The following is a 19,408-nucleotide window of genomic DNA, read 5'->3' as shown; positions in this document are numbered from 1 at the left end:
CGCGTTGTCATACCTTCGGCCATTTCTTTCTCCCCCGTTGCGGTGAGGAAAGGAGCGGGCCCGCCGATTAGCGTGGACGGCTCGTCATTCCCATTCCGTATCGCGTCATCGCGGGAAGAGAGCTTTTCGTGCGTTCCAACATGCTGTTCGGAGGCGTGTACGGAACGGTGCTCGCCAGTGCGCTGCTGGCGGCCCTGCAGAGCGAGGGAACGCCGTTCACGCCCGTCTACGACGCGCTGTGGGTCCTGGTCACGGCCGCCACCGCGGCGCTCGCGCACGGCTACGCCCACCACATGTCCACCCACCGCGGCAACAGCGCGGGCCACCGCTGGTACGCGCTGGGGCACCGGCTGATCGACGAGTGGCCGCTCGTCGTCGCCTCGCTGCCCACCGTGATGCTGCTGCTGGCCGCCGGGGGCTGGGGCTGGCCCGAAGGGCCCACCACGGCGGCCGGGCTGGCGCTCAACGCGACGCTGCTGTTCGGCTGGGGCACTGCCGCCGCGCTGCGGATGGGCTACCGCAGGCGCGGGGCCGCGCTCATCGGGGTCGCCGATGCCGCGCTCGGGCTGCTGATCGCGGTGGCGAACGCGCTGATCAAGTGAGGGGCGCCGGGATCTCACCCGGTCCTCAGGCCCCGGGCCCTCACCCACCCCTCAGGAGCCTCCCGAACCCACCCCCAACGACGTCTCCGCCGCCGCCAGCACCTCCGTCACCCGCAGGCCGAACCGTACGTCGCAGGGGTGCCGTTCACCGGTGCGTACGGCGGTGAGCAGCGCGTCCACAGCGCGCTCGTACGCCACGTCCGGGCCGTCCTGGCGGCCCGGGAGCGAGGTGGTGCCCGAGGTGCCGTGCAGCGTGACGGAGACTCCGGAGGCCGCGCGCGGGGCGGTCAGGCTGACGGTCGCCGAACTGGCCGCGCCGCCCGCGTGCCGCAGCGTGAGCAGCACGGTGTCGCCGGGGCCCCGGGCGGCCGTGACGTGTTCCGCGTCCCCGAGGACGGGCAGCAGGAGGGACAGCACATGCGGGCCGACGTCCCACAGGGCGCCCTTCTCGCGGCGCCAGGGGGAGTCCACGTACGGGCTGTCGCTGTCGGCCGCGAAGACCGAGCCGAGCCAGTCGGCGTGCGCGGTGAACCAGCCACCGGCCGCGGCCGCCCGGTCGGTCCACTCCCCCTCCGCGACGCCGAAGCGCGCGGTGAAGAACACGACGGAGGCGACGCCTGCGCGGTCGGCGGCGTCGGCCACCGCGCGCGCTTCGGCGACGGTGGTGGCGACGGGCTTGTCCAGGAGCAGGTGCCGGCCGGCTTCGGCGGCCCGTACGGCGAGGTCCGCCTGGACGGACGGCGGCAGCGCGACGGCGACGGCGTCGGTATCGGCGAACAGGTCCTCGGGGGTCGCGTACGGGCGGGCGCCGTGGCTCGCGGCCAGTTCGGCGGCGGCTTCCGGGCGGCGTCCCCAGACGCCCGTGAAGGAGACGCCGGAGTGGGCGGCGAGGGCGGGGGCGTGCACGCGCTGTGCCCAGGGTCCGGTGCCGAGGAGTCCGATGCGCAAGGTCGTCGTCATGCCCGCCAGTGTGCCTGGCCGCGCAAGGGCGCCTCCGTACGGCGGCGTGTCGCGCGAGGCCGGTACGTACCCCTGGCGCCGGGCTGCCCCGCACGCCATACCCCGGCCCTCCCGCATCCGCGCCCCCCGCGCCCGCGCGCGCACGTCGCGCGCATCGTGGCGCGCCGCGCACCGGCCCGCAAGGTCCGGCCGTGCCCGTTCTCCATGCGGAAGTTCTCTGTGGCCGGGGCGTCCCGTTTTCGGTGGGAATCTCGTGCTGATGGCGGGGCAGTTCGGGACAGATGACGTAGCAGAGGGCCATCCGCAAGAATTCGCCGCATCTTTCGTTGTCCGGCTCCCGGGACCGCAGTACAAGGAGAGGACTCCTTCGAGGAGAACTCCCACAGTGCACCGCGAGACCCGAGAGGCCCGGTGACCAGCAATGCCGATCGAGTTCCACACCGCTGTCTCGAACGAGCCGGAGGAACAGCAAGTCGTCTTCACCGCTGAGGAGTTGGCCGTACAGCAGCCGTCCGAGGGGCCGCAGGGCGACGCGGCCAGGCCGACGGGCGAAGGTCTGGAGAACGTACGCGGCTACAACCGTCCCGAGGGTTCGCCCGAGCAGCTCTGGCAGCCCCCGACCGCGGCGCTGCCGGACATCGGCGAGGCGTCCTTCGGCCCGCCCCCGGTCGCCGCCGAGACCGTGCACGGCCCGGACGACCGGGTGCAGATCACCGACACGTCCGTGTACCCGTGGCGGGTGCACTGCTCGCTGCTGATCACCGCGGCGGACAACTCCCGCTGGATCGGCACCGGCTGGTTCATCGGCCCGCACACGCTGGCCACCGCGGGACACGTCGTCTACATCAAGAACAGCGGCGTCGCCGGACGCGACGGCTGGGTCAAGAGCATCAACGTGATGCCGGGCCGCAACGGCAACACCCTCCCGTACGGCGTCGTCACCAGCACCAGCTTCCGTACCGTCAACGGCTGGGCCAACAACGGCGACGAGAACTACGACTACGGCGCCATCATCCTGCCCAACAACCTGGGCAACACCACCGGCTGGTTCGGCTTCGGCGTGTGGTCCGACGCGGACCTGCTCAAGACCGTCGGCAACATCTCCGGGTATCCGGGCGACAAGCCGGCCGGTACGCAGTGGTACGACGCGCGCGGCGTCGCCTCCGTCGGTCCGCGCAAGGTGTACTACGACATCGACACGGCGGGCGGCCAGAGCGGCAGCTCCGTCTACCACTTCTACAACGGCGGCCGCTACGGCATCGCGATCCACGCGTACGGCGGCGCGGTCACCAACTCGGGCACGCGGATCACCACGCCGGTGTACAACAACTACGTGGCGTGGAAGGCGTGACCGACCGGCTGTAGGCATCCGGCGGCAGGAGACGAGAGGGCCCGGTATGGCGGTGATCTCCGGAGTCGTGGTGGACGCGGACGGCCGGCCCGTCCCGGACGCCCGGGTGTACCTCGCCGCGGGGCCCGGGTCCTTCCCGGACGTGGCCGCGCTCACGGACGACGAGGGGCGCTTCACCCTCGCCGCCGGCACCGACGGCGGCTACACCGTCGAGTGCCGGTCGGAGCGGGGCGGCGTGTCCCAGGTCGCCGGGACCGCGGTCACGGTGCGGGGCGGGTCGGCGGGCCCGGTCGAGATCCGCCTCGCCTGAACCAGGGCCGCGGCAGCGGCAGGCGGCACCGGCCGGTCCACGGGCCGGACACCGGACGGCCGCCGGCTGGACCAGGCCCGGGGGCCGGTACGGCCCGTGGCCAGGGATGATGGAGGGCATGAAAGCGCCCTCCGCCTACGCTCCCTGGCTCACCCCGCTGTACGTCGGCGTCGTCCAGCTCGGCGCGTACGCCACCGCGCGGCTGCCCGCGCAGGAGCGCGCCGAGCTGCTGCGCGCGCACTCCACCAACGTCGACAACCTGCGGGCGGGCCGCTGGCGGACGCTGGCCACCAGCGCCGTGTTCGTGGAGAGCCCGCTGCCCGTCCCGTACGGACTCGCGCTGCTCGCGGCGCTCGGCACGGCCGAGGCGGCGTGGGGCACCCGGCGCGCCGCCGGGATGTTCGCCGCCGGGCACATCGGCGCGAGCCTGCTCGTGTACGGCGGGCTGCGGGCCGCCAGGGCGCTGTCCCACAAGGCGGTCACGCCCGACACCGAGCGGGCGGTGGACGTGGGCGCGAGTTACGGCTTCTACGCCACGGTGGGCGCGCTCGCCGTCTCCGTACCGCACCGGGGCGCGCGGGCGGCAGCCACGGCGGGGGTGCTGGCGCTGGGCGTCGGCCCGGTGCTGAACCGGCGGCGGGACTTCACGGACGCGGGGCATCTGGCGGCGCTGCTGCTGGGCATGGGCGCGGGCGCCGCGTTCAAGATCCGCCACCGGGCGGCCGTTCCTCTGCGCCTTCCGTCCAGCACCGCCCCGCGCAGCCGCAGTACGGCCGGGCCGCGCAACCGCCGTACGCCCGCCCTGCTCCGCCGACGTACAGCCGCCCCGCGCCGCCGTCCGTTTCGCGCCGGTCCGCAGGCCACGTGAAGGACAGATCAGCGGCTGTCTGATTGAATGGGGTCATGGCCAGCCTTACCGACACCGCGACGGGTCGCAGCGACCTTGAGCCCTTCTGGCCGTCCCGGCAGGGACATCACTTCGACCGTCTGTGTTGCCGCGCGCACTGAGCGCGGGCCCGCACACGCCTCCCAGACGCCTTCCAGCGCGTCTCCAGCCCTGCCCGCGCGCACGACGTCCCCCGACGCCCCTCTGCGCGAAAGAGCTGACGATCATGACGAACGTCCGTACCCTGCCTGCCACTTCCGCCGCCGCCTCCACCTCCGCGACGGCCGCCGCCTCCCCCGTCCCCACCGTGCCCGGCCGGCAGCGACAGCGCCTGCGCGCCGTGGCGCCCGACGAGCTGCCGCCGGTCGCCGAGCTGCTCACCTCGGGCGCGACCTGGCTCCCCGCGCCGCAGCACAGCCTCCCGGCGCTCCCGGGGCAGCCGGCGATGGTCGGCTACCTCGTGCTCGTCCCGGCGGAACAGGTGCCGGCCGCGGCAGCCGCCGCGCCGCCCGTGACGGCCGGGGACCCGGCCACGGCCGGCGCCACGCCCGCCACGACCGGCGACGCCAACGTCCGCATCGACCCCGAGCAGCGGACCGTGCACGTGCACGGCCGGGCCCTGGACCTGACGTACCTGGAGTTCGAACTGCTCGCCCACCTCGTGGCGCACCCGCACCGGGTGCACACCCGCGACCAGTTGGTGACCACGGTGTGGGGGTACGGGCACGTCGGCGACGGCCGTACGGTCGATGTGCATGTCGCCCGGCTGCGCCGCAAGTTGGGCGCGGGCCTGCGCTCGTCGATCGTGACCGTACGGCGCGTCGGCTACAAGTACGTACCGAGCGCCTGACCGGCGCTCACGCGCTCCTCATGCCCCCGGGCCGGTGACCTGACGGTGCCGTTGACGGCCGCGCGGGCCAGCTCCGCCAGTGCGCGCCGGTCGTGCGCGCCCGAGTGCGGGAGCAGCGGCGGGTGCACGGTGACGCGGACCGTCAGGCCGCGTGCGCCGATCACCCGCCGCACGGAGGACAGGAATTCCTCGTCGCCGAGGAAGCCCGCGACCGTGCTGGCCAGCCCGTGCTGCTCGTACGCGATGGTCACCGGCCGTACGGGGGCGCCCGCGTCCAGCGCCGCCTGGAAGGTGGCCCGCCGGAAGGCGCCGTACCCCACCGAACACCAGGTGGTGGCCTGCGGGAACGCGGCCACCGACCGTCCGGAGCACAGCATTCCGGCCAGGGCGGCCACCGTCGCGGGCAGTTGCCGAGGGCTGTCGCGGTCGATGAAACGGGTTCCGGCGCGGCGGGCCAGGGTGCCGACCAGCGGCCAGTCGCCGACCTCGCGCTTGGCGAGCAGGGTCACCGGCTCGACGGCGAGGAGGGCGGGGATGTCCAGCCAGGAGATGTGGTTGGCGACGACGAGGGTGCCGCGAGGAGGGGACACGGCGGGGACCGAGAGGCCCGCCGCCGTCTCCCCCGCCGTCTCCACGACGAGCCGTACCCCGATCGAGCCGAGCACCGCACGCGCGTGGGCCCGCAGCCGCGCCGGTTCGGCCATCCGTTCACCGTCACGCAGCGCACGGCCGGCGGCGTGCGCGAAGGCGGCACAGCGCCGGGCCGTCTCCGTGAACGGAACGCGCGGCACGGCGTGCGCGGCACAGCCCGTGGTGCACTCGGACCGTACGTCCCAGGTACTCACGCCCGGCTCCCGGACGGCCCGGACGAGCCGGACGGCCCACCCGAATGATCGCCCAGGAAGAAGCGCCGGTACCGCTCGTTCAGGCGCTCCATGTCCAGCACCACGAAGAAGTCGGCGACGTCGAACTCCGGGTCGTGCGCGGGCGCTCCGCACACCCACGCGCCGATCCGCAGGTACCCCCGGAGCAGCGGCGGGAGCAGCGACAGGTCCGGCCGCGCGTCCGGGCCCGGCCCGGCGGGCCGCCACGGGCGGTGCGGGGTGACGCGCAGTCCGGGCGGCGCGGCGTACCGGGTGCGGCCCAGCTCCCACGTGGCGGCCGCCGCCGCGCCGCCGTCCCCCAGCGGTACGGAGGCGCAGCCCGCCAGGTAGCGGTGCCCGGAGAGCAGGGTGTAGCGGGCCAGCGCGGCCCACATCAGGTTGATGACAGCGCCGCCGCGGTGGTCGGGGTGGACGCAGGAGCGTCCGGCCTCGATGAGCGAGGGGCGCAGCGCGGCCAGCGCCGTCAGGTCGAACTCGCCGTCGGAGTAGAGGCGGTCGCCGCGTCCGGGCGGCACGAGCCGGTAGGTGCCGACCACGTCGCCGGTCGCGGTCTCGGTGACGATCAGGTGGTCCGCGAGGTCGTCGACGGGGTCGATGTCATGGCCCGCCAGGGGCGAGTGCAGGGTGGCGCCCAGCTCCTCGCCGAAGACCTGGTGGCGCAGGCGCTGGGCGGCGCGTATCTGGTCCGGTGTGCCGGCGATCGAGGTCACGTACGCGGCGGGCGGGGCGGCCGGGGTGGGGATCGGCGGGGTGGTCGGCGTGGCGGCGGACACGGTCGCGGGGACGCTCATGGGGCTCTCCGTCCGGGGAAGTCGAGACGTGGTGAGGCCGGCAGGGTCACGGATGCGGGAGGAGAAGTCGCGGACACGGACACGGAGGGTGCGGAGGGACGGGCCGCGGCTCCGCCCGGCCCTGGTGGTGCCAGGTACACCCCCGCCAGGGGGTGGCACCCAGTGACCTGGTCTTCTCCACCCGGCAGACTGTTCCCGCGCCCGACGTCCGGGCGCGTGAAGCGCAGGGAGCGTACGGATGAGGGTCCGCCGAACACTGGTTGCCGGAGCACGCGGGCTCGGGCTCGCCGCCGTATCGCTGGCGGGCTCGACCCTGCTCTTCTCCCTCACCCTCATCTCGCTCGTCCTGCTGCTGCTCGGCGTCGGCTGGCTGACCACTCCGCTCGTCGTGCAACTGACCCGCCGCTTCGCCGACCAGCGGCGCGTGTGGGCGCAGGACTGGGCGGGGATTCGCGTGCCGTCCGGCTACCGGCCGCCGCCCGCCCGGCAGCCCGGCCTGCCCGGTGTGGTGCAGCGCTGCCAGCACGTGCTGACCGACCCGACCACCTGGCGGGAAATGATGTGGCTGCCGGTGGACATGACGGCGGGGTTCTTCACGGCGCTGCTGCCGGCCCTGCTGATCGCATTCGGCGTCGAGGGGTTCGTCGCCCCGGCGGTGCTCTGGAACGGCGTACGGCCCGACAGCTTCACGTACGGCTTCCTGTCCGCCTCGGACGCGACGCAGGTGGCCCTCATGCCGGTACTGGGCGCGGCGGCGCTCGCCGCCGCCTTCTTCAGCCCGAAGCTGCCGGCCCTGCACTTCCGGCTCGCCGCGGTGTTCCTCACGCCGCCCAAGGCCGAGCTGGCGGCCCGCGTGGAACGGCTCACCGAGACCCGGCACGACGCGGTGGACGCCTCGGCGGCAGAGCTGCGCCGGATCGAACGCGACCTGCACGACGGCGCGCAGGCCCGGCTGGTCGCTATGGGCATGGACCTGGGCACGATCGAGGCGCTGATCGAGCGGGATCCGGCCCAGGCCAAGGAGCTGGTCGCCCGCGCCCGTACCTCCTCGGCGCAGGCACTGACCGAACTGCGCGACCTGGTACGCGGCATCCACCCGCCGGTCCTCGCGGAGCGCGGGCTGGACGACGCCGTACGGGCCCTGGCCCTGCGGATGCCGCTGCCGGTGGAGGTGACCGGGCGGCTCCCGGGCCGCCTGGAGGCGCCGGTGGAGTCGGCCGCGTACTTCTCGGTCAGCGAGCTGCTCACCAACACCGCCAAGCACGCGGACGCGGAGCGGGCGTGGGTGGACCTGGAGTACGCCGACGGGCGGCTGCGGGTCACCGTCGGCGACGACGGCCGGGGCGGCGTGGTCCTGCCGCCGGAGGGCGGCGCCGGGGCGGGCGGGCCCGGCCGGACCGCCACGGAGCTGCCCGCCCAGGGCGGTACCCACTCCGGCCTGCGCGGACTCGAACGCCGACTCGGTACATTCGACGGCATCTTGGCCGTCAGCAGTCCGGCGGGCGGCCCCACCCTGGTGACGCTGGAGATCCCGTGCGCGTTGTGCTCGCCGAAGACCTCTTCCTCCTGAGAGACGGTCTGATACGGATGCTGGAGGCGTTCGGCTTCGAGATCGCCGCCGCCGTCGACAACGGACCCGACCTGACGCGGGCACTGGCCGAGGAGCAGCCGGACGTCGCGGTCGTCGACGTCCGGCTGCCGCCCTCCCTCACCGACGAGGGCCTGCAGTGCGCGCTGGCCGCCCGTCGCGCCCGGCCCGGCCTGCCGGTGCTCGTCCTCTCCCAGCACGTGGAGCAGTTGTACGCGCGCGAGCTGCTGGCCGACGGCACCGGCGGCGTCGGCTATCTGCTCAAGGACCGGGTCTTCGACGCCGAGCAGTTCATCGACGCGGTACGGCGGGTGGCCGCCGGCGGTACGGCCATGGACCCGCAGGTGATCTCCCAGTTGCTGTCCCGGCGGTCGCAGGACCGGCCGCTGGCCCGGCTGACGCCCCGGGAGACCGAGGTGCTGGAGCTGATGGCCGAGGGGCGCTCCAACACGGCCATCGCGGCCAAGCTGGTCGTCACCGAACGGGCCGTCGCCAAGCACACCTCCAACATCTTCGGGAAGCTGGCGCTGCCGCCGTCCGACGACGACAACCGCCGGGTCCTGGCGGTGCTGGCCTACCTGGACCGCGGCTGAACCCACCCGCCCCATCCGGCTCCTGTAGCACACCTCCGAGGACCGCTGGAAGCTCATCCGGCCACCGCGTACGCTGACGATCCGTACGCAGACCCGTACGGACCGCGAGCGAGGAGTTCACCGCATGAGTGCCGCAGCAGACAAGGAGTGGCTCTACGCCCTCGACATCTCCGACGCCACCTGGCAGCGCGCCCCCGGCGAGTCCGAGGAGGCGGTGGAGATCGCCTTCCTGGAGCAGGGCGCGGTGGCCATGCGCAATTCCAAGGAGCCGGACGTGGTGCTGCGGTACACGGAGGCGGAGTGGCGGGCGTTCGTCCTGGGCGCCCGGGACGGGGAGTTCGACCTCGACCGCGCGCAGCCCCCGCAGTAGCGGGCCCGCGGCGGGCCGGGCCGGGCCCGTACCGGCGCGAACGGGCGCGCGCCTCGTCCGGGAGGGCGCGCGCCGGGCGTGGTGACCATCCCACGATTCACTCGTTTCACCGAAGGTGGAGCAGCAGCAGGCAACAGCAGCCCGTCCGGACGGCCCGCGCACCGGCGCCGGTGGCGCCCCGGCCGCCTTCGTCGGTGTCGACCAGGCCGAGGCGGCCCTGGTCGAGCACTATCCGCGGCTGACGCGCCTGGCCTACCTGGTCCTGCCGCCGACGCTGGGGCGCAACAGGCGGGTCCTGACGGCGCATTCGGTCGTCCAGCGCGCGCTGCCGCGCAAGGACACGCCCGCGCAGTTGCCCGCCCTGCCGTCCCAGCGCCGTCCCGGCCGCCCGATCACCGACCCCGGGTACGCGCTGGTGCGGCTGCGAGTGCTGCGCGCGGCCCTGGCGGCCGAACACCCCCGGGTACGTCTGCCCTTGCTGCGCCGCGAGGTGCCCGTACCCCCGATGCCGCCGCTGCTGCCGCAGGTCTGGGGCCTGCGGCTGTTCCCCCGTTCCGGCGGCATGGACGAACTCACCCTGTACCGCGCGCTGTCGGCGCTGCCCGCACCGGCCCGCGCGGCGTATGTGCTGCGCGCGCTGGAGGGGCTGGGTGAGGCGGACGTACGGGCGGTACTGGAAGCAGCCGGGGCCGAGGATGTGCCGCGCGCGCTCGCCGCGGCGGCCGGTGCGGCACCGGCGGCGGGCGGCCGGGACCGTGCGCTGCTGGAATCCGCCGAGTTCGACCCCTGCTCCCTCCAGGCCCGGCCCACCGACCTCCTGCGGCGCCGCAGGCACGCGCGCGCGGCGCTGACGGGGGCGGCGGTGCTGGTGTGCGGTGCGCTGCTGGCCCTGCCGGGCGGCGGGCGGGGCCCCGATGGCGCCGCGGCTCCCCCGTACGCCGAGAACGCGGCAGCGCAGGCCGCCCTGGACCCCGCCCAGGTGACGCGGGCCGCCGCCGGCACATGGCGGAACGCGACGCGGCGGGACCTGTCGGCGTGGCCCGCCCGGGGAGACCGTACGCACGACCGGGCGCTGCTGCGGCGCGCGCTGGCCGTGTGGGCCAGGCCCGGCCCGGACGTGCAGGTCTCGGCCACCCCGGGCACCGCACAGGGCCCCGCGGCCGGTCCGCCACAGCTCCTCTACGCGGGTGTGGCGGACCGTGCCGCGGTGGTGCTGCTGTACGACGGGCTGCGCGTGGTGCGCTACGCGGAACCGGCGGACGGCCCCGACGGTCCGGGCGTCGCGGCGCTGGACTTCGCCCGTACGGACGGCGCGGACGACACCTCCCTCACGGCCCTGGTCCTCAGCCGCGCGGACAGCAACGTCCGCTATCTGGCCGCCCCCTGGACCGAGCACGCCGAGCTGGCCGACCTGCTGGACCCCACCGGCGCGGCCCGCCCCCTGCCCCTCGGCGAGGACGGCACGACCGGCCCCGTACCGACGCCCGCGCGGGCCACCACCTGCACGGCCTGGCAGGCCCTGCGGCTGGACGGCGGTCTCTACACCGACCTCGGCGAACTGCTCCCGGCCCGGCTGACGTCCGGCCCTCCGGACCGGCCCGGCACACCGGACGGGCCGCAGGCGCGTACGGCCTGGGCGCGCACGGCGTGCCACCTCGGCGGGCTGCGCGGCCAGGGCGTCCGTACGGTCAATTCCTGGGCGTTCGCACAGCAGCAGTTGCCCGCCGGGGGCGGGACCGCGACGTGGGTGTGCACCCGCGCCGAGACCTGGCGGGGCGCGGGCAGCCGTACCTTCGCGCAGGTCCAGACGCCGGGCGGGCAGCGGTACGCGGCGGGCACGGTGGTGGCGCGGTCCGAAGGCGGCCCGGGATGCGGCCCGCGTGAGCCGTGGGCGCTGGCCGGGGTGCTGTGGAAGGCGTCCGGCGGACAGTGGTGGCTGGTGGCCGCGGGCAGCGGACAGCTCACGGAGGTCGGCGCGAGCGGCGGGATCACCGGCCGCGCGGCGGGCTCGCAACTGGCCGTGCCGGCCACGGCGGGCGCCCGGGCGGAGCTGTCGGGACGGCTGCGGAGCGGCGGGCGGGTGACGGGGCTGCGCTGACCCCGGAGGAGAACCTCGCATGCCCGAAGCCCCGGGGCACCAGGCGGCGCAGGGGAAAATCCCCGCCCGGGGCCTGTTGCCGATGCCTTACCCGCCAGTACATTGACGCCATGTCTAATACGGCCTCGTTGCGGCCCCGGCCGGTCGCGTCCGAGCACACCCCGCTGAAGGCCCGCAACGTCGCCTTCGACTGGGCGGACACTCCCCTGCACTGGATACCCGGCGACCCGGACAGCACCCACACGATCAACGTGCTGCACCTGCTGCTGCCCGCCGGCGAGCGCTGGTTCGTGCACGTCTACAAGCAGGTGTTGCCGCAGATCCGGGACGCGCGGCTGCGCGAGGACGTGATCGGGTTCATCGGCCAGGAGGCGATGCACTCCCAGGCGCACGACGACGTGCTGCCGCACCTCAAGCGGCTCGGGCTGGACCCGACCCCGTACACCGCCCAGGTCGACTGGCTCTTCGAGAAGCTGCTCGGCGACCGCACCCTTCCGCCGGGCCGGGCGAGCCGGTGGTGGCTGATGGAGCGCGTCGCGATCATCGCCGCGATCGAGCACTACACGGCCTTCCTCGGGGACTGGGTGCTCAACGCGGAGGCGCTGGACGCCAGGGGCGCCGATCCGACGATGCTGGACCTGCTGCGCTGGCACGGCGCCGAGGAGGTCGAGCACCGTTCGGTCGCCTTCGACCTGTTCATGCACGTGGACGGCGGATACCGGCGGCGGGTGCGGACCTGGGCCACCGCCTTCTCCGCGCTCGTCTTCCTCTGGCAGCGCGGCACCCGCTTCTTCATGGAGAACGACCCTTCGCTGCCGGACGGCAAGGCCAGCTTCCGGGAGTTCTTCCGCGCGGGACGGCAGGGCGTACTGCCCGCCCCCGGCGCCATGGCCCGCTCCATCCCCCAGTACCTCAGCCGCACCTACCACCCCTCGCGGTACGGCAGCACCGAGCAGGCCGCCGCCTACCTGGCCGGCTCCCCCGCCGCGACCGCCGCCGAGGCCCACCCGTCACAGCACCCTGCACCGCACCCGACAGGAGCCGCCTGAGATGCCGTCCCTCCCCCGGATACGTACGGTCCTGGTCGCCGCCGGAGCCGCGCTGGTCGTCCAGCGGGCCCTGCGCCGGCGCATCGGCCGGTCGCCGCTGTGGCCGATGCCCGCGCTGGAACAGCCCGTCTCCGGCCAGGGCCGGGACCGTTCCGGCCCCCTGCACCTGCTGGTCGTGGAGCGCGCGGAGGAGGCCGAAGGCGTCGTACGGCTGCGCCTGGAGGGCGACGGCCTGCCGGGCTGGGAGCCCGGCGCCCACCTCGACGTGGTGCTGCCCTCGGGGGCCGTACGCCAGTACTCGCTGTGCGGCAGCCCCGCCGACACCGGCTCGTACACCATCGCGGCACGGCTGATCGAGGACGGCCGGGGCGGGTCGCGCGAGGTGCACGAGCAACTGCACGAGGGCACCACCGTCGAGGTGCGCGGGCCGCGCAACCGCTTCCGGCTGGAGGAGTGCCACGCCTACCTGTTCATCGCGGGCGGCATCGGCATCACGCCGATCCTGCCGATGCTGCGGCAGGCCGAGTCCGAGGGCGTGCCGTGGCGGCTGGTGTACGGCGGGCGGACGCGCGCGTCGATGCCGTTCCTGACGGAGATCGAGAAGCTGGCGGGCGCCGCGTCGGACCGGGTGACGGTGGTCGCCGAGGACGAGGACGGTCTGCCCGACCTGGCGGGCGCGCTCGCCGACGCCCCGCCGCACGCCGCCGTCTACTGCTGCGGCCCCGATCCGCTGATGGACGCCGTGGCCGGGCTGTTGCCGCAGGGGGCGCGCGGACTGACCCTGTACACCGAGCGCTTCGCGCCGGCCGCGGCGACGGCGCCGGGCGAGGACGCGGAGTTCGAGGTGGAGCTGCGGCGCACCGGCCGCACGGTCACCGTCCCGGCGGACGGCAGCGCCCTGCGCGCCATCCGCGAACAGGCCCTGCCGAACCTCCCGTACTCCTGCGAGCAGGGCTTCTGCGGCACCTGCCAGCAGCGGGTGCTCTCCGGCGAGGTCGATCACCGCGACGAACTGCTGACCGACGCCGAGCGGGACGACTCGATGCTGATCTGCGTCTCGCGGGCGCGGGGGGAGCGTCTGGTGCTCGATCTGTGACGTCCGTCCGCCGGGCCGGTACCCCGAGGTCCGGTCCCCGGTCGCTCGATTCCGCGGCGCGTCCCCGGTCGTTAGGGTGTGCGCATGACCAACGGGGCGCGGCGCAGGATGGGTGTCGAGGAACGACGTGAGCAGTTGATCGCCGTGGCGCTCGGCCTGTTCAGCCACCGGGCGCCGGAGGAGGTCTCGATCGACGAGATCGCCGAGGCGGCGGGCATCTCGCGGCCGCTGGTCTACCACTACTTCCCGGGCAAGCAGAGTCTGTACGAGGCGGCACTGCGCCGGGCGGCCGACGAGCTGGCCGCCCGGTTCGTGGAGCCGCACGAGGGGCCGCTCGGTGCCCGGCTGCTCCGCGTGATGGAACGGTTCTTCGACTTTGTCGACGAGCACGGTCCCGGCTTCTCCGCGCTGATGCGCGGCGGCCCGTCCATCGGCGCGATGGAGGGTGTCGGGTCCGGCCGGACGAGCGCGATGATCGACGGGGTGCGGCAGGCCGCGTACGAGCAGATCCTCTCCCACCTGGGAGTGGAGGAGCCCGCTCCGCGCATGGAACTGGTGGTCCGCTCCTGGATCTCGCTCGCCGAGACCACCGCGCTGATCTGGCTCGACAGCCGTGCCATCCCGCGCGGCGAACTGGAACGGCAACTGGTGCACGACTTCGCGGCGCTGGCGGCGGTGAGCGCCGCGTACGACGCGGAGACGGCCGCGATCCTGGGGCGGGTGCTGGCCGACGAGCCGTCCGACGGGCCGTTCGGCGATCTGCTGACCCGGCTGATGGCGCTGGCGCCGCAGCCGTCCTGAGACGGAGGGGCCCGTTCCGGCGTCGCTGCGGCACAATCCGCGCATGGAGATGATCACCTTCCGCCTCGCCGCGGACACCGACGCCGACGTGGCCGCCCTCGTCGCGCTCTACGACGGCGCCGCCCGCTGGATGCAGGGCCGGGGCATCGACCAGTGGACGCCGGGCGAGCGGGACGCGGAGCACTTCCGGCTGCGGATCAAGCAGGACGAGGTGTGGTTCGCCGAGGTGGGCGGGGAAGTCGCCGGCGCCTGGGAGCTGTGGTGGGAGGATCTGCCCGCCTGGGGGCCGCAGCCGCCCGTCGCGGGGTATCTGCACCGGCTGATGGTCGACCGCGACCGGGCGCCGGCGGGTACCGGCCGCGCGATGCTGGCCCGTGCCGAGCGGCGGATCGCCGAGGCGGGCCGTCCGTTGAGCCGCCTGGACTGCAAGTCGGGCAATCCGCGGCTGCGGCCGTACTACGAGAGCGCGGGCTACCGGGTCGTCGGCGAGCAGCGGGCCAAGGAGGGCTCGGACGGGAGCAGGTACACCGTCACGCTGCTGGAGAAGCGGGTGCTCGGACCAGGGGCGTAGGCGCGGGCGCAGGGGGCGCACACCCGGCGCACTTCACCGGCGCGCGCCGGTCCGGCGCGCAACCGGGACGGGTTGTACGGCCCTTTGTCCGGCGCCGTCAGGGCTTTCGGACAATTCCCGGACGGCGCACAGTGGTGTCACCGGGGCCTGAGGGCACGGGATCACGGGGGCCCATGGAGTCCGCTCCGGCGGACGGATGGGGGAACCATGGGGGACGATCCACGGGGGAAACAGGCCCCGGAACCGCCACTGGCGGGATGGGCCGTCCATGGGCAGGGCGGCCCATGGACGGCCCCATGACGCGGCGGACAGCGGCCACCCGTGGGGCGGCCGTTCACCGCGCGGCGAACACCGCGACCGTCCGCGCCGGGACGCCGAACGTCCCCGTCCGCTTCTCGTACGAGGCCGTCTTCACCACCGGGTCCGCGCCGCGCGCCTGCACGCGGTGCAGGCCGTACCGCTGTCCCGCGAGTGACGGCAGGCGCTGGAGCTGCCGCTGCGGCGTCGCGTTGAAGACCACGACCAGCTCGCCGAGCCGCATGGTCACGACGCCGGGTGTCTCCTCCGTACCCGACAGCGGGAAGGACAGGGCGGCCTGTACGGCGTCGGTGCTGGTCAGCCCGAAGGCCGGTTCGGTGGCGTGGATGCGGAGCAGGTCGCGGTAGGCGGCGGAGGCGGCGGTGATCTGCCGGCAGCCGGGGCGCAGGGCGGGGTCGGCGAGCAGGGGCCGGGCGTACGGCCACTTGTCCTTGTTGTCGGCGGCGGGCGGCAGTCCGCGTCCGAAGCCGTTGCCGTCCCGGCAGTTCCAGTGCAGGGCGTTGAACCAGTCGCCGCTCTCGAAGGAGTTGCGGTCCAGGGACTTGGAGCGGAGCAGGTCCGTTCCGGCCTGGGAGAGGGCCGGGCCCTGGGAGAGCGCGGCGGTGGCCAGGGCGACGACCTGCATACGGGCGCGGTCGGCGGCCGGGGTGCCCGGCGGGAGTTTGTAGGCGAGGGCGTCGTAGAGCGTCTCGTTGTCGTGGGCGTCGGCGTAGGCGAGGGCGTCGCCGGGGGCGGCAGCGTACCCGGCCGGGCTGCCGTTGTAGTCGACCTGCGAGCCCTTCACCGTACGGCCGGAGGTGTCGGTGAAGGTGTAGTCGGCGAGGTTGCCGGTGAGGCCGACCTTGAGCAGGTCCTGGTAGTGGAGCAGGCGCGCGCGCTGTTCGGCCGGAGTGCCGTTGGCGGGTGAGGTGTTGGGGTCCGTGTGGAGGCCGGAGGCGAAGCCCTGGACGCGCGGGTCCGCGTCGAAGGGGCCGCCGCCGCGTACGGCGTCGCGGGCGCGGTCGTTGAAGGTGGCGATCCCGGTGCCCGCCATGTTCCGCTGGGTGGCCTGCACGAAGCGCGCGTCGTTCGCGACCTCCCCGAAGTTCCAGCCCTCCCCGTAGAGGACGATCGCCTTGCCGTCCACGCCGTCCTTGGCGGGGGTCAGCGCGTCCAGGGCCTTGCGTACGGCGAGGATGTTGGCCTTCGGGTGGTGTCCCATCAGGTCGAACCGGAAGCCGTCGATCTTGTACTGCCGGGCCCAGGTGACGATCGAGTCGACGACGAGCCGGCCCATCATCGTGTGCTCGGGCGCGGTGTTGGCGCAGCAGGTGGAGGTCGCCACGGAGCCGTCGTCCAGCAGCCGGTGGTAGTAGCCGGGCACGATCCGGTCCAGTACGGACAGCGGGTCCTGCCCGCTCGCGGCGGTGTGGTTGTAGACGACGTCCATGACGGTGCGCAGTCCGGCCCCGTTCAGGCCCTGCACCATGCGGCGGAATTCGCCGGTCCGGGACCGTGGCGAGTCGGGGTCGGAGGCGTACGAGCCCTCCGGCACGGTGTAGTGGAACGGGTCGTACCCCCAGTTGTACGCGTCGCGGGCGGCGGTCTTGCCGACGCACTCCTGCTGCCGCTCGGAGTCGGCGGGCAGCGCCGCCAGGTCGCAGTCCGGGCGGGCCTGGTCGGAGCGCCGTTCCGGGATGGTCGCGATGTCGAACGCGGGCAAGAGATGGACGTACGAGGTGCCGGCTTCCGCGAGGGCCTTGAGGTGCCGCATACCGTCCGAGCGGCGGTCGGTGAAGGCGAGGTACTGGCCGGGGTGGCGCGAGGTGCGGTCCTCGACGGAGAAGTCGCGGATGTGCAGTTCCTGGATGCGGGCCCGGTGCAGCGGCACCGCGGCGGGCTTCTTGAGCCGGTCCCACCCCTTCGGCGCGAGGCGCGGGTCGGCGAGGTCGACGACGAGGCTGCGGGTGGAGTCGGTGGTCAGGGCGGTCGCGTACGGGTCGGTGACCTTGTTCGTGACGAAGCGGCCGGCGGTGGGCGCCCAGACGGTGACGACGTACCGGTACGGCTTGCCCGCCCAGCCGCGCGTGCCCCGCGCCTGCCAGACGCCGCTCGCGTCGTCCCGCCGCATCGGGACCGTACGGCCGTCGAGTTCGAGGGCGACGGTGCGGGCGGTCGGCGCCCAGACGGAGAGGGTGGGGCGGCCGCGCCGGAAGACCGGGCCGAGCGGCGTCCCGGCCGCGGCCGGGGCGTACAGGTCGTCCAGTACGCCGGGGACCTGGACGCCGGTGCTGACGCGCCGCCCGTCGGTGTCCGGCTGGACGGCGACGAGCCGGTCGCGCAGCGCGGTGCGGGTGAACTTCCGGTCCCGCGGGTCGACGGCGAACGCCGGGAAGTTCCGCAGGTGCGGGTACGCGGCCTGCTCGTCCGGGGTCAGGGCGCTGGGCGTGAGCCGTATCCGCCGTATCCCCGGCCCCTCCCCTTCCGTCCCGAACTCCAGTTGGGCGTCAGCCCGCCGGGCGTCCTTCCAGACCACGGTGTCGCGGTCGATCCACTGGGCCGCCGCCGTGGCGGGAGCCGGTGGCGGTGCGGCGTTCGCGGGGAGCGGGGCGGGCAGGACCGCCGCGCACAGGGCCATGGCCACGGCTGCGACGGTACGGCGGAGGGTGCGCCTCACGTAAGGACTCCTTCAGGACGTTCGGAACGTGCGCGGTGGGCCGGGGGGGTGCCCCGGCCCACCACCTCGGGCGCCGGGTCTCTGGCCTCTGGCCTCGGGGCCTTTGGCGCGAGTCAGCCGCAGCTACGCGCGCCGACGTGCAGCGCCAGCGCCGTGTTCGAGGCCACCGTGGCGGTGAAACGCCCGTCGCCGCCCACCGTCACCGGCCTGCGGCTCTGTACGTCGCAGTACGTGCCGGCCGGCAGCCCGGTCTGGAACGTGCGGGTCAGCGCGCTGCCCTCGTGGTTGACCACGGCGTAGCCCTTGTCGCCGCGTCCGAAGGCGATGGCGTCGTTGCCGTTGTCCCACCAGTGGGTGACGGCCGTGCCGTGGGTCGCGTTGCGGAAGGCGACCATGCTGCGGATCTCGGGCCAGTTGTGCTGGCACTTCCAGCCGTCCTGCCAGCAGGCTTTTACGGTGCCCCCGTTGGGCGGCCCCGCATCGTGGTCGGAGAACTCGTACCCCGAGTGGACGTCGGGCGCTCCGTACGGCCAGGCCAGCATGAAGACGTTGGCGAGGGTGTAGTCCGCGCCGTTCTTGTAGCTGAGCGTGGAGCCGTTGCGCTCGGTGTCCCAGTTGTCGACGAAGACACCGGACCGCGCGGAGGGCAGGTACGCCCAGCCCTCGCCGAAGTTCTTCAGGTAGGCCAGTTTCTCGTTCTGGAAGACGCGCTTGAGGTCGCGGCCGTACCGGAATTCCTGTACGTCGCCGGTCCCCAGGTACTCGGCCGGGGAGACGGCTTCACCCTCCCCGTATATCGCTTCCTGCTTCCAGTGGACGGAAGGGTTCTTCATCTGCCGCTTGATCGCGGCGAGGTCGTCCGCCGGCATGTGCTTGGCCGCGTCGATCCGCAACCCGTCCACGCCGAGGGACAGCAGGTCGTTCAGGTACGCGGCGATCCGGGACCGGACGTACGGCTCGCCGGTGTCCAGGTCCGCCAGGCCGACCAGCTCGCAGTGCTGCACGTTCCAGCGGTCGCGGTAGTCCGTGACCGGCCCGGTGCAGTCGTCCATGTCCTGGCGCTGGTAGGTGCCCGGGTAGTCGTACTTCGTGTACGGCGAGCCGCCGGTGCCGGTTCCCGACCCGGCCGACATGTGGTTGATCACCGCGTCCGCGACCACCTTGACCCCGGCGGCGTGGCAGGTGTCCACCATCTTCTTGAAGGCCGTCCGGTCACCGAGCCGCCCGGCGATCCTGTAGCTGACGGGCTGGTACGAGGTCCACCACTGCCCGCCCTGGATGTGCTCGGTGGCCGGGGACACCTCCACGTAGCCGTAACCGGCGGGCCCCAGCGTGGTCGTGCACTCCTTCGCTACGGACTCGTAGCGCCACTCGAAGAGTTCGGCGGTCACGTCCTTCGCCCCGGGCGGCGCCGCGTGCGCGGGCTGCGGCGGCGGGGCGAGGACGGCCGCCACGGCGCCGGAGAGGAGCGCGAGCGCGGCGGCCACGGGTCTGCGCGCGGGACGCCTGCGGCGGGTGGGGGCCATGGTTCCTCCTGAGGGGGTGGGAGGTCTTCAGCCGTTGTTCTATCCGCCGTGGTTGATTGTTGCAAGAGTTTGCGCAAGGGATTGCAACGGTGTTACGGCATTACGCCG

The 19,408-nt window shown here is 73.9% G+C and carries 18 protein-coding genes; 13 read left to right on the top strand and 5 right to left on the bottom strand.

All coding sequences use genetic code 11. The features are described 5' to 3' along the window. Positions 1-128: 128 nt before the first annotated feature. Positions 129-602 carry a hypothetical protein gene (locus EJG53_RS29825; protein WP_125047477.1) on the top strand — a complete coding sequence of 158 codons (474 nt, stop codon included), beginning with the start codon at positions 129-131 and terminating at the stop codon, positions 600-602. A gap of 51 nt (positions 603-653) precedes the next feature. Here EJG53_RS29825 and EJG53_RS29820 read toward each other — a convergent pair whose 3' ends face one another. Continuing rightward, a complete protein-coding gene (locus EJG53_RS29820; protein WP_174856476.1) occupies positions 654-1,562 on the bottom strand; it encodes a Gfo/Idh/MocA family protein in 909 nt (302 codons plus the stop codon). 421 nt (positions 1,563-1,983) lie between these two features. On the opposite strand from EJG53_RS29820, the gene EJG53_RS29815 reads away from it, so the two are divergent. From EJG53_RS29815 to EJG53_RS29800, 4 genes are all read left to right on the top strand, one after another. Further along, positions 1,984-2,913 carry a trypsin-like serine peptidase gene (locus tag EJG53_RS29815; protein WP_125047476.1) on the top strand — a complete coding sequence of 310 codons (930 nt, stop codon included), beginning with the start codon at positions 1,984-1,986 and terminating at the stop codon, positions 2,911-2,913. 46 nt (positions 2,914-2,959) lie between these two features. After that, a complete protein-coding gene (locus EJG53_RS29810; protein ID WP_125047475.1) occupies positions 2,960-3,223 on the top strand; it encodes a carboxypeptidase-like regulatory domain-containing protein in 264 nt (87 codons plus the stop codon). A 118-nt stretch (positions 3,224-3,341) separates the two neighbouring features. Then, a complete protein-coding gene (locus tag EJG53_RS29805) occupies positions 3,342-4,091 on the top strand; it encodes a rhomboid-like protein (protein ID WP_244955400.1) in 750 nt (249 codons plus the stop codon). A 244-nt stretch (positions 4,092-4,335) separates the two neighbouring features. Further along, positions 4,336-4,959: a winged helix-turn-helix domain-containing protein gene (locus EJG53_RS29800; RefSeq protein ID WP_125047474.1), complete on the top strand. Its 624-nt coding sequence runs from the start codon at positions 4,336-4,338 to the stop codon at positions 4,957-4,959. Here EJG53_RS29800 and EJG53_RS29795 read toward each other — a convergent pair. Together EJG53_RS29795 and EJG53_RS29790 are read right to left on the bottom strand one after the other, a co-directional pair. Continuing rightward, positions 4,935-5,804 (bottom strand): lysophospholipid acyltransferase family protein, encoded by an 870-nt coding sequence (locus tag EJG53_RS29795; protein WP_174856475.1) that lies wholly within the window; start codon positions 5,802-5,804, stop codon positions 4,935-4,937. The two genes, EJG53_RS29800 and EJG53_RS29795, sit on opposite strands and share 25 nt — an antisense overlap. Then, entirely contained in the window at positions 5,801-6,634 is an 834-nt protein-coding gene (locus tag EJG53_RS29790; RefSeq protein ID WP_125047473.1) for a GNAT family N-acetyltransferase, read from the bottom strand. Before EJG53_RS29790 ends, EJG53_RS29795 begins: the two co-directional genes overlap by 4 nt. Positions 6,635-6,872: 238 nt before the next feature. On the opposite strand from EJG53_RS29790, the gene EJG53_RS29785 reads away from it, so the two are divergent. The 8 genes from EJG53_RS29785 (at position 6,873) to EJG53_RS29750 (ending at position 14,800) form a co-directional block, all read left to right on the top strand. Continuing rightward, on the top strand, positions 6,873-8,204 hold the full coding sequence (locus tag EJG53_RS29785) for a sensor histidine kinase (RefSeq protein WP_125047472.1): 1,332 nt from the start codon (positions 6,873-6,875) through the stop codon (positions 8,202-8,204). Next, positions 8,168-8,815 carry a LuxR C-terminal-related transcriptional regulator gene (locus EJG53_RS29780; RefSeq protein WP_125047471.1) on the top strand — a complete coding sequence of 216 codons (648 nt, stop codon included), beginning with the start codon at positions 8,168-8,170 and terminating at the stop codon, positions 8,813-8,815. Before EJG53_RS29785 ends, EJG53_RS29780 begins: the two co-directional genes overlap by 37 nt. Before the next feature lie 124 nt (positions 8,816-8,939). Further along, positions 8,940-9,185: a DUF397 domain-containing protein gene (locus tag EJG53_RS29775; protein WP_031004234.1), complete on the top strand. Its 246-nt coding sequence runs from the start codon at positions 8,940-8,942 to the stop codon at positions 9,183-9,185. A gap of 115 nt (positions 9,186-9,300) precedes the next feature. Further along, complete coding sequence (locus EJG53_RS29770) at positions 9,301-11,283, top strand: hypothetical protein (protein ID WP_125047470.1); 1,983 nt, start codon at positions 9,301-9,303, stop codon at positions 11,281-11,283. Positions 11,284-11,393: 110 nt separating this feature from the next. After that, entirely contained in the window at positions 11,394-12,332 is a 939-nt protein-coding gene (locus tag EJG53_RS29765; RefSeq protein ID WP_125047469.1) for a metal-dependent hydrolase, read from the top strand. Position 12,333: 1 nt separating this feature from the next. Beyond that, the gene (locus tag EJG53_RS29760) at positions 12,334-13,428 is read left to right on the top strand and encodes a PDR/VanB family oxidoreductase (protein WP_125047468.1); all 1,095 of its coding nucleotides are present in this window, start codon (positions 12,334-12,336) and stop codon (positions 13,426-13,428) included. Positions 13,429-13,512: 84 nt separating this feature from the next. Further along, positions 13,513-14,229, top strand: a complete 717-nt coding sequence (locus tag EJG53_RS29755; protein WP_125047467.1) for a TetR/AcrR family transcriptional regulator — start codon at positions 13,513-13,515, stop codon at positions 14,227-14,229. Between the two features lie 43 nt (positions 14,230-14,272). Continuing rightward, positions 14,273-14,800, top strand: a complete 528-nt coding sequence (locus tag EJG53_RS29750) for a GNAT family N-acetyltransferase (protein WP_125047466.1) — start codon at positions 14,273-14,275, stop codon at positions 14,798-14,800. A gap of 334 nt (positions 14,801-15,134) precedes the next feature. Here the strand turns inward: EJG53_RS29750 and pulA are convergent, their stop codons facing one another. Further along, positions 15,135-17,774, bottom strand: a complete 2,640-nt coding sequence (gene pulA / locus EJG53_RS29745; protein WP_167515189.1) for a pullulanase-type alpha-1,6-glucosidase — start codon at positions 17,772-17,774, stop codon at positions 15,135-15,137. A gap of 113 nt (positions 17,775-17,887) precedes the next feature. Further along, positions 17,888-19,300, bottom strand: a complete 1,413-nt coding sequence (locus EJG53_RS29740) for an alpha-amylase (RefSeq protein WP_125047465.1) — start codon at positions 19,298-19,300, stop codon at positions 17,888-17,890. Positions 19,301-19,408: the final 108 nt, after the last annotated feature.

Origin of the sequence: Streptomyces chrestomyceticus JCM 4735 (assembly GCF_003865135.1) — a bacterium.
GTDB lineage: Bacteria > Actinomycetota > Actinomycetes > Streptomycetales > Streptomycetaceae > Streptomyces > Streptomyces chrestomyceticus.
The sequence above is the reverse complement of the archived record's forward strand: the minus strand, read 5'-3'. Positions and strand labels throughout refer to the sequence as shown.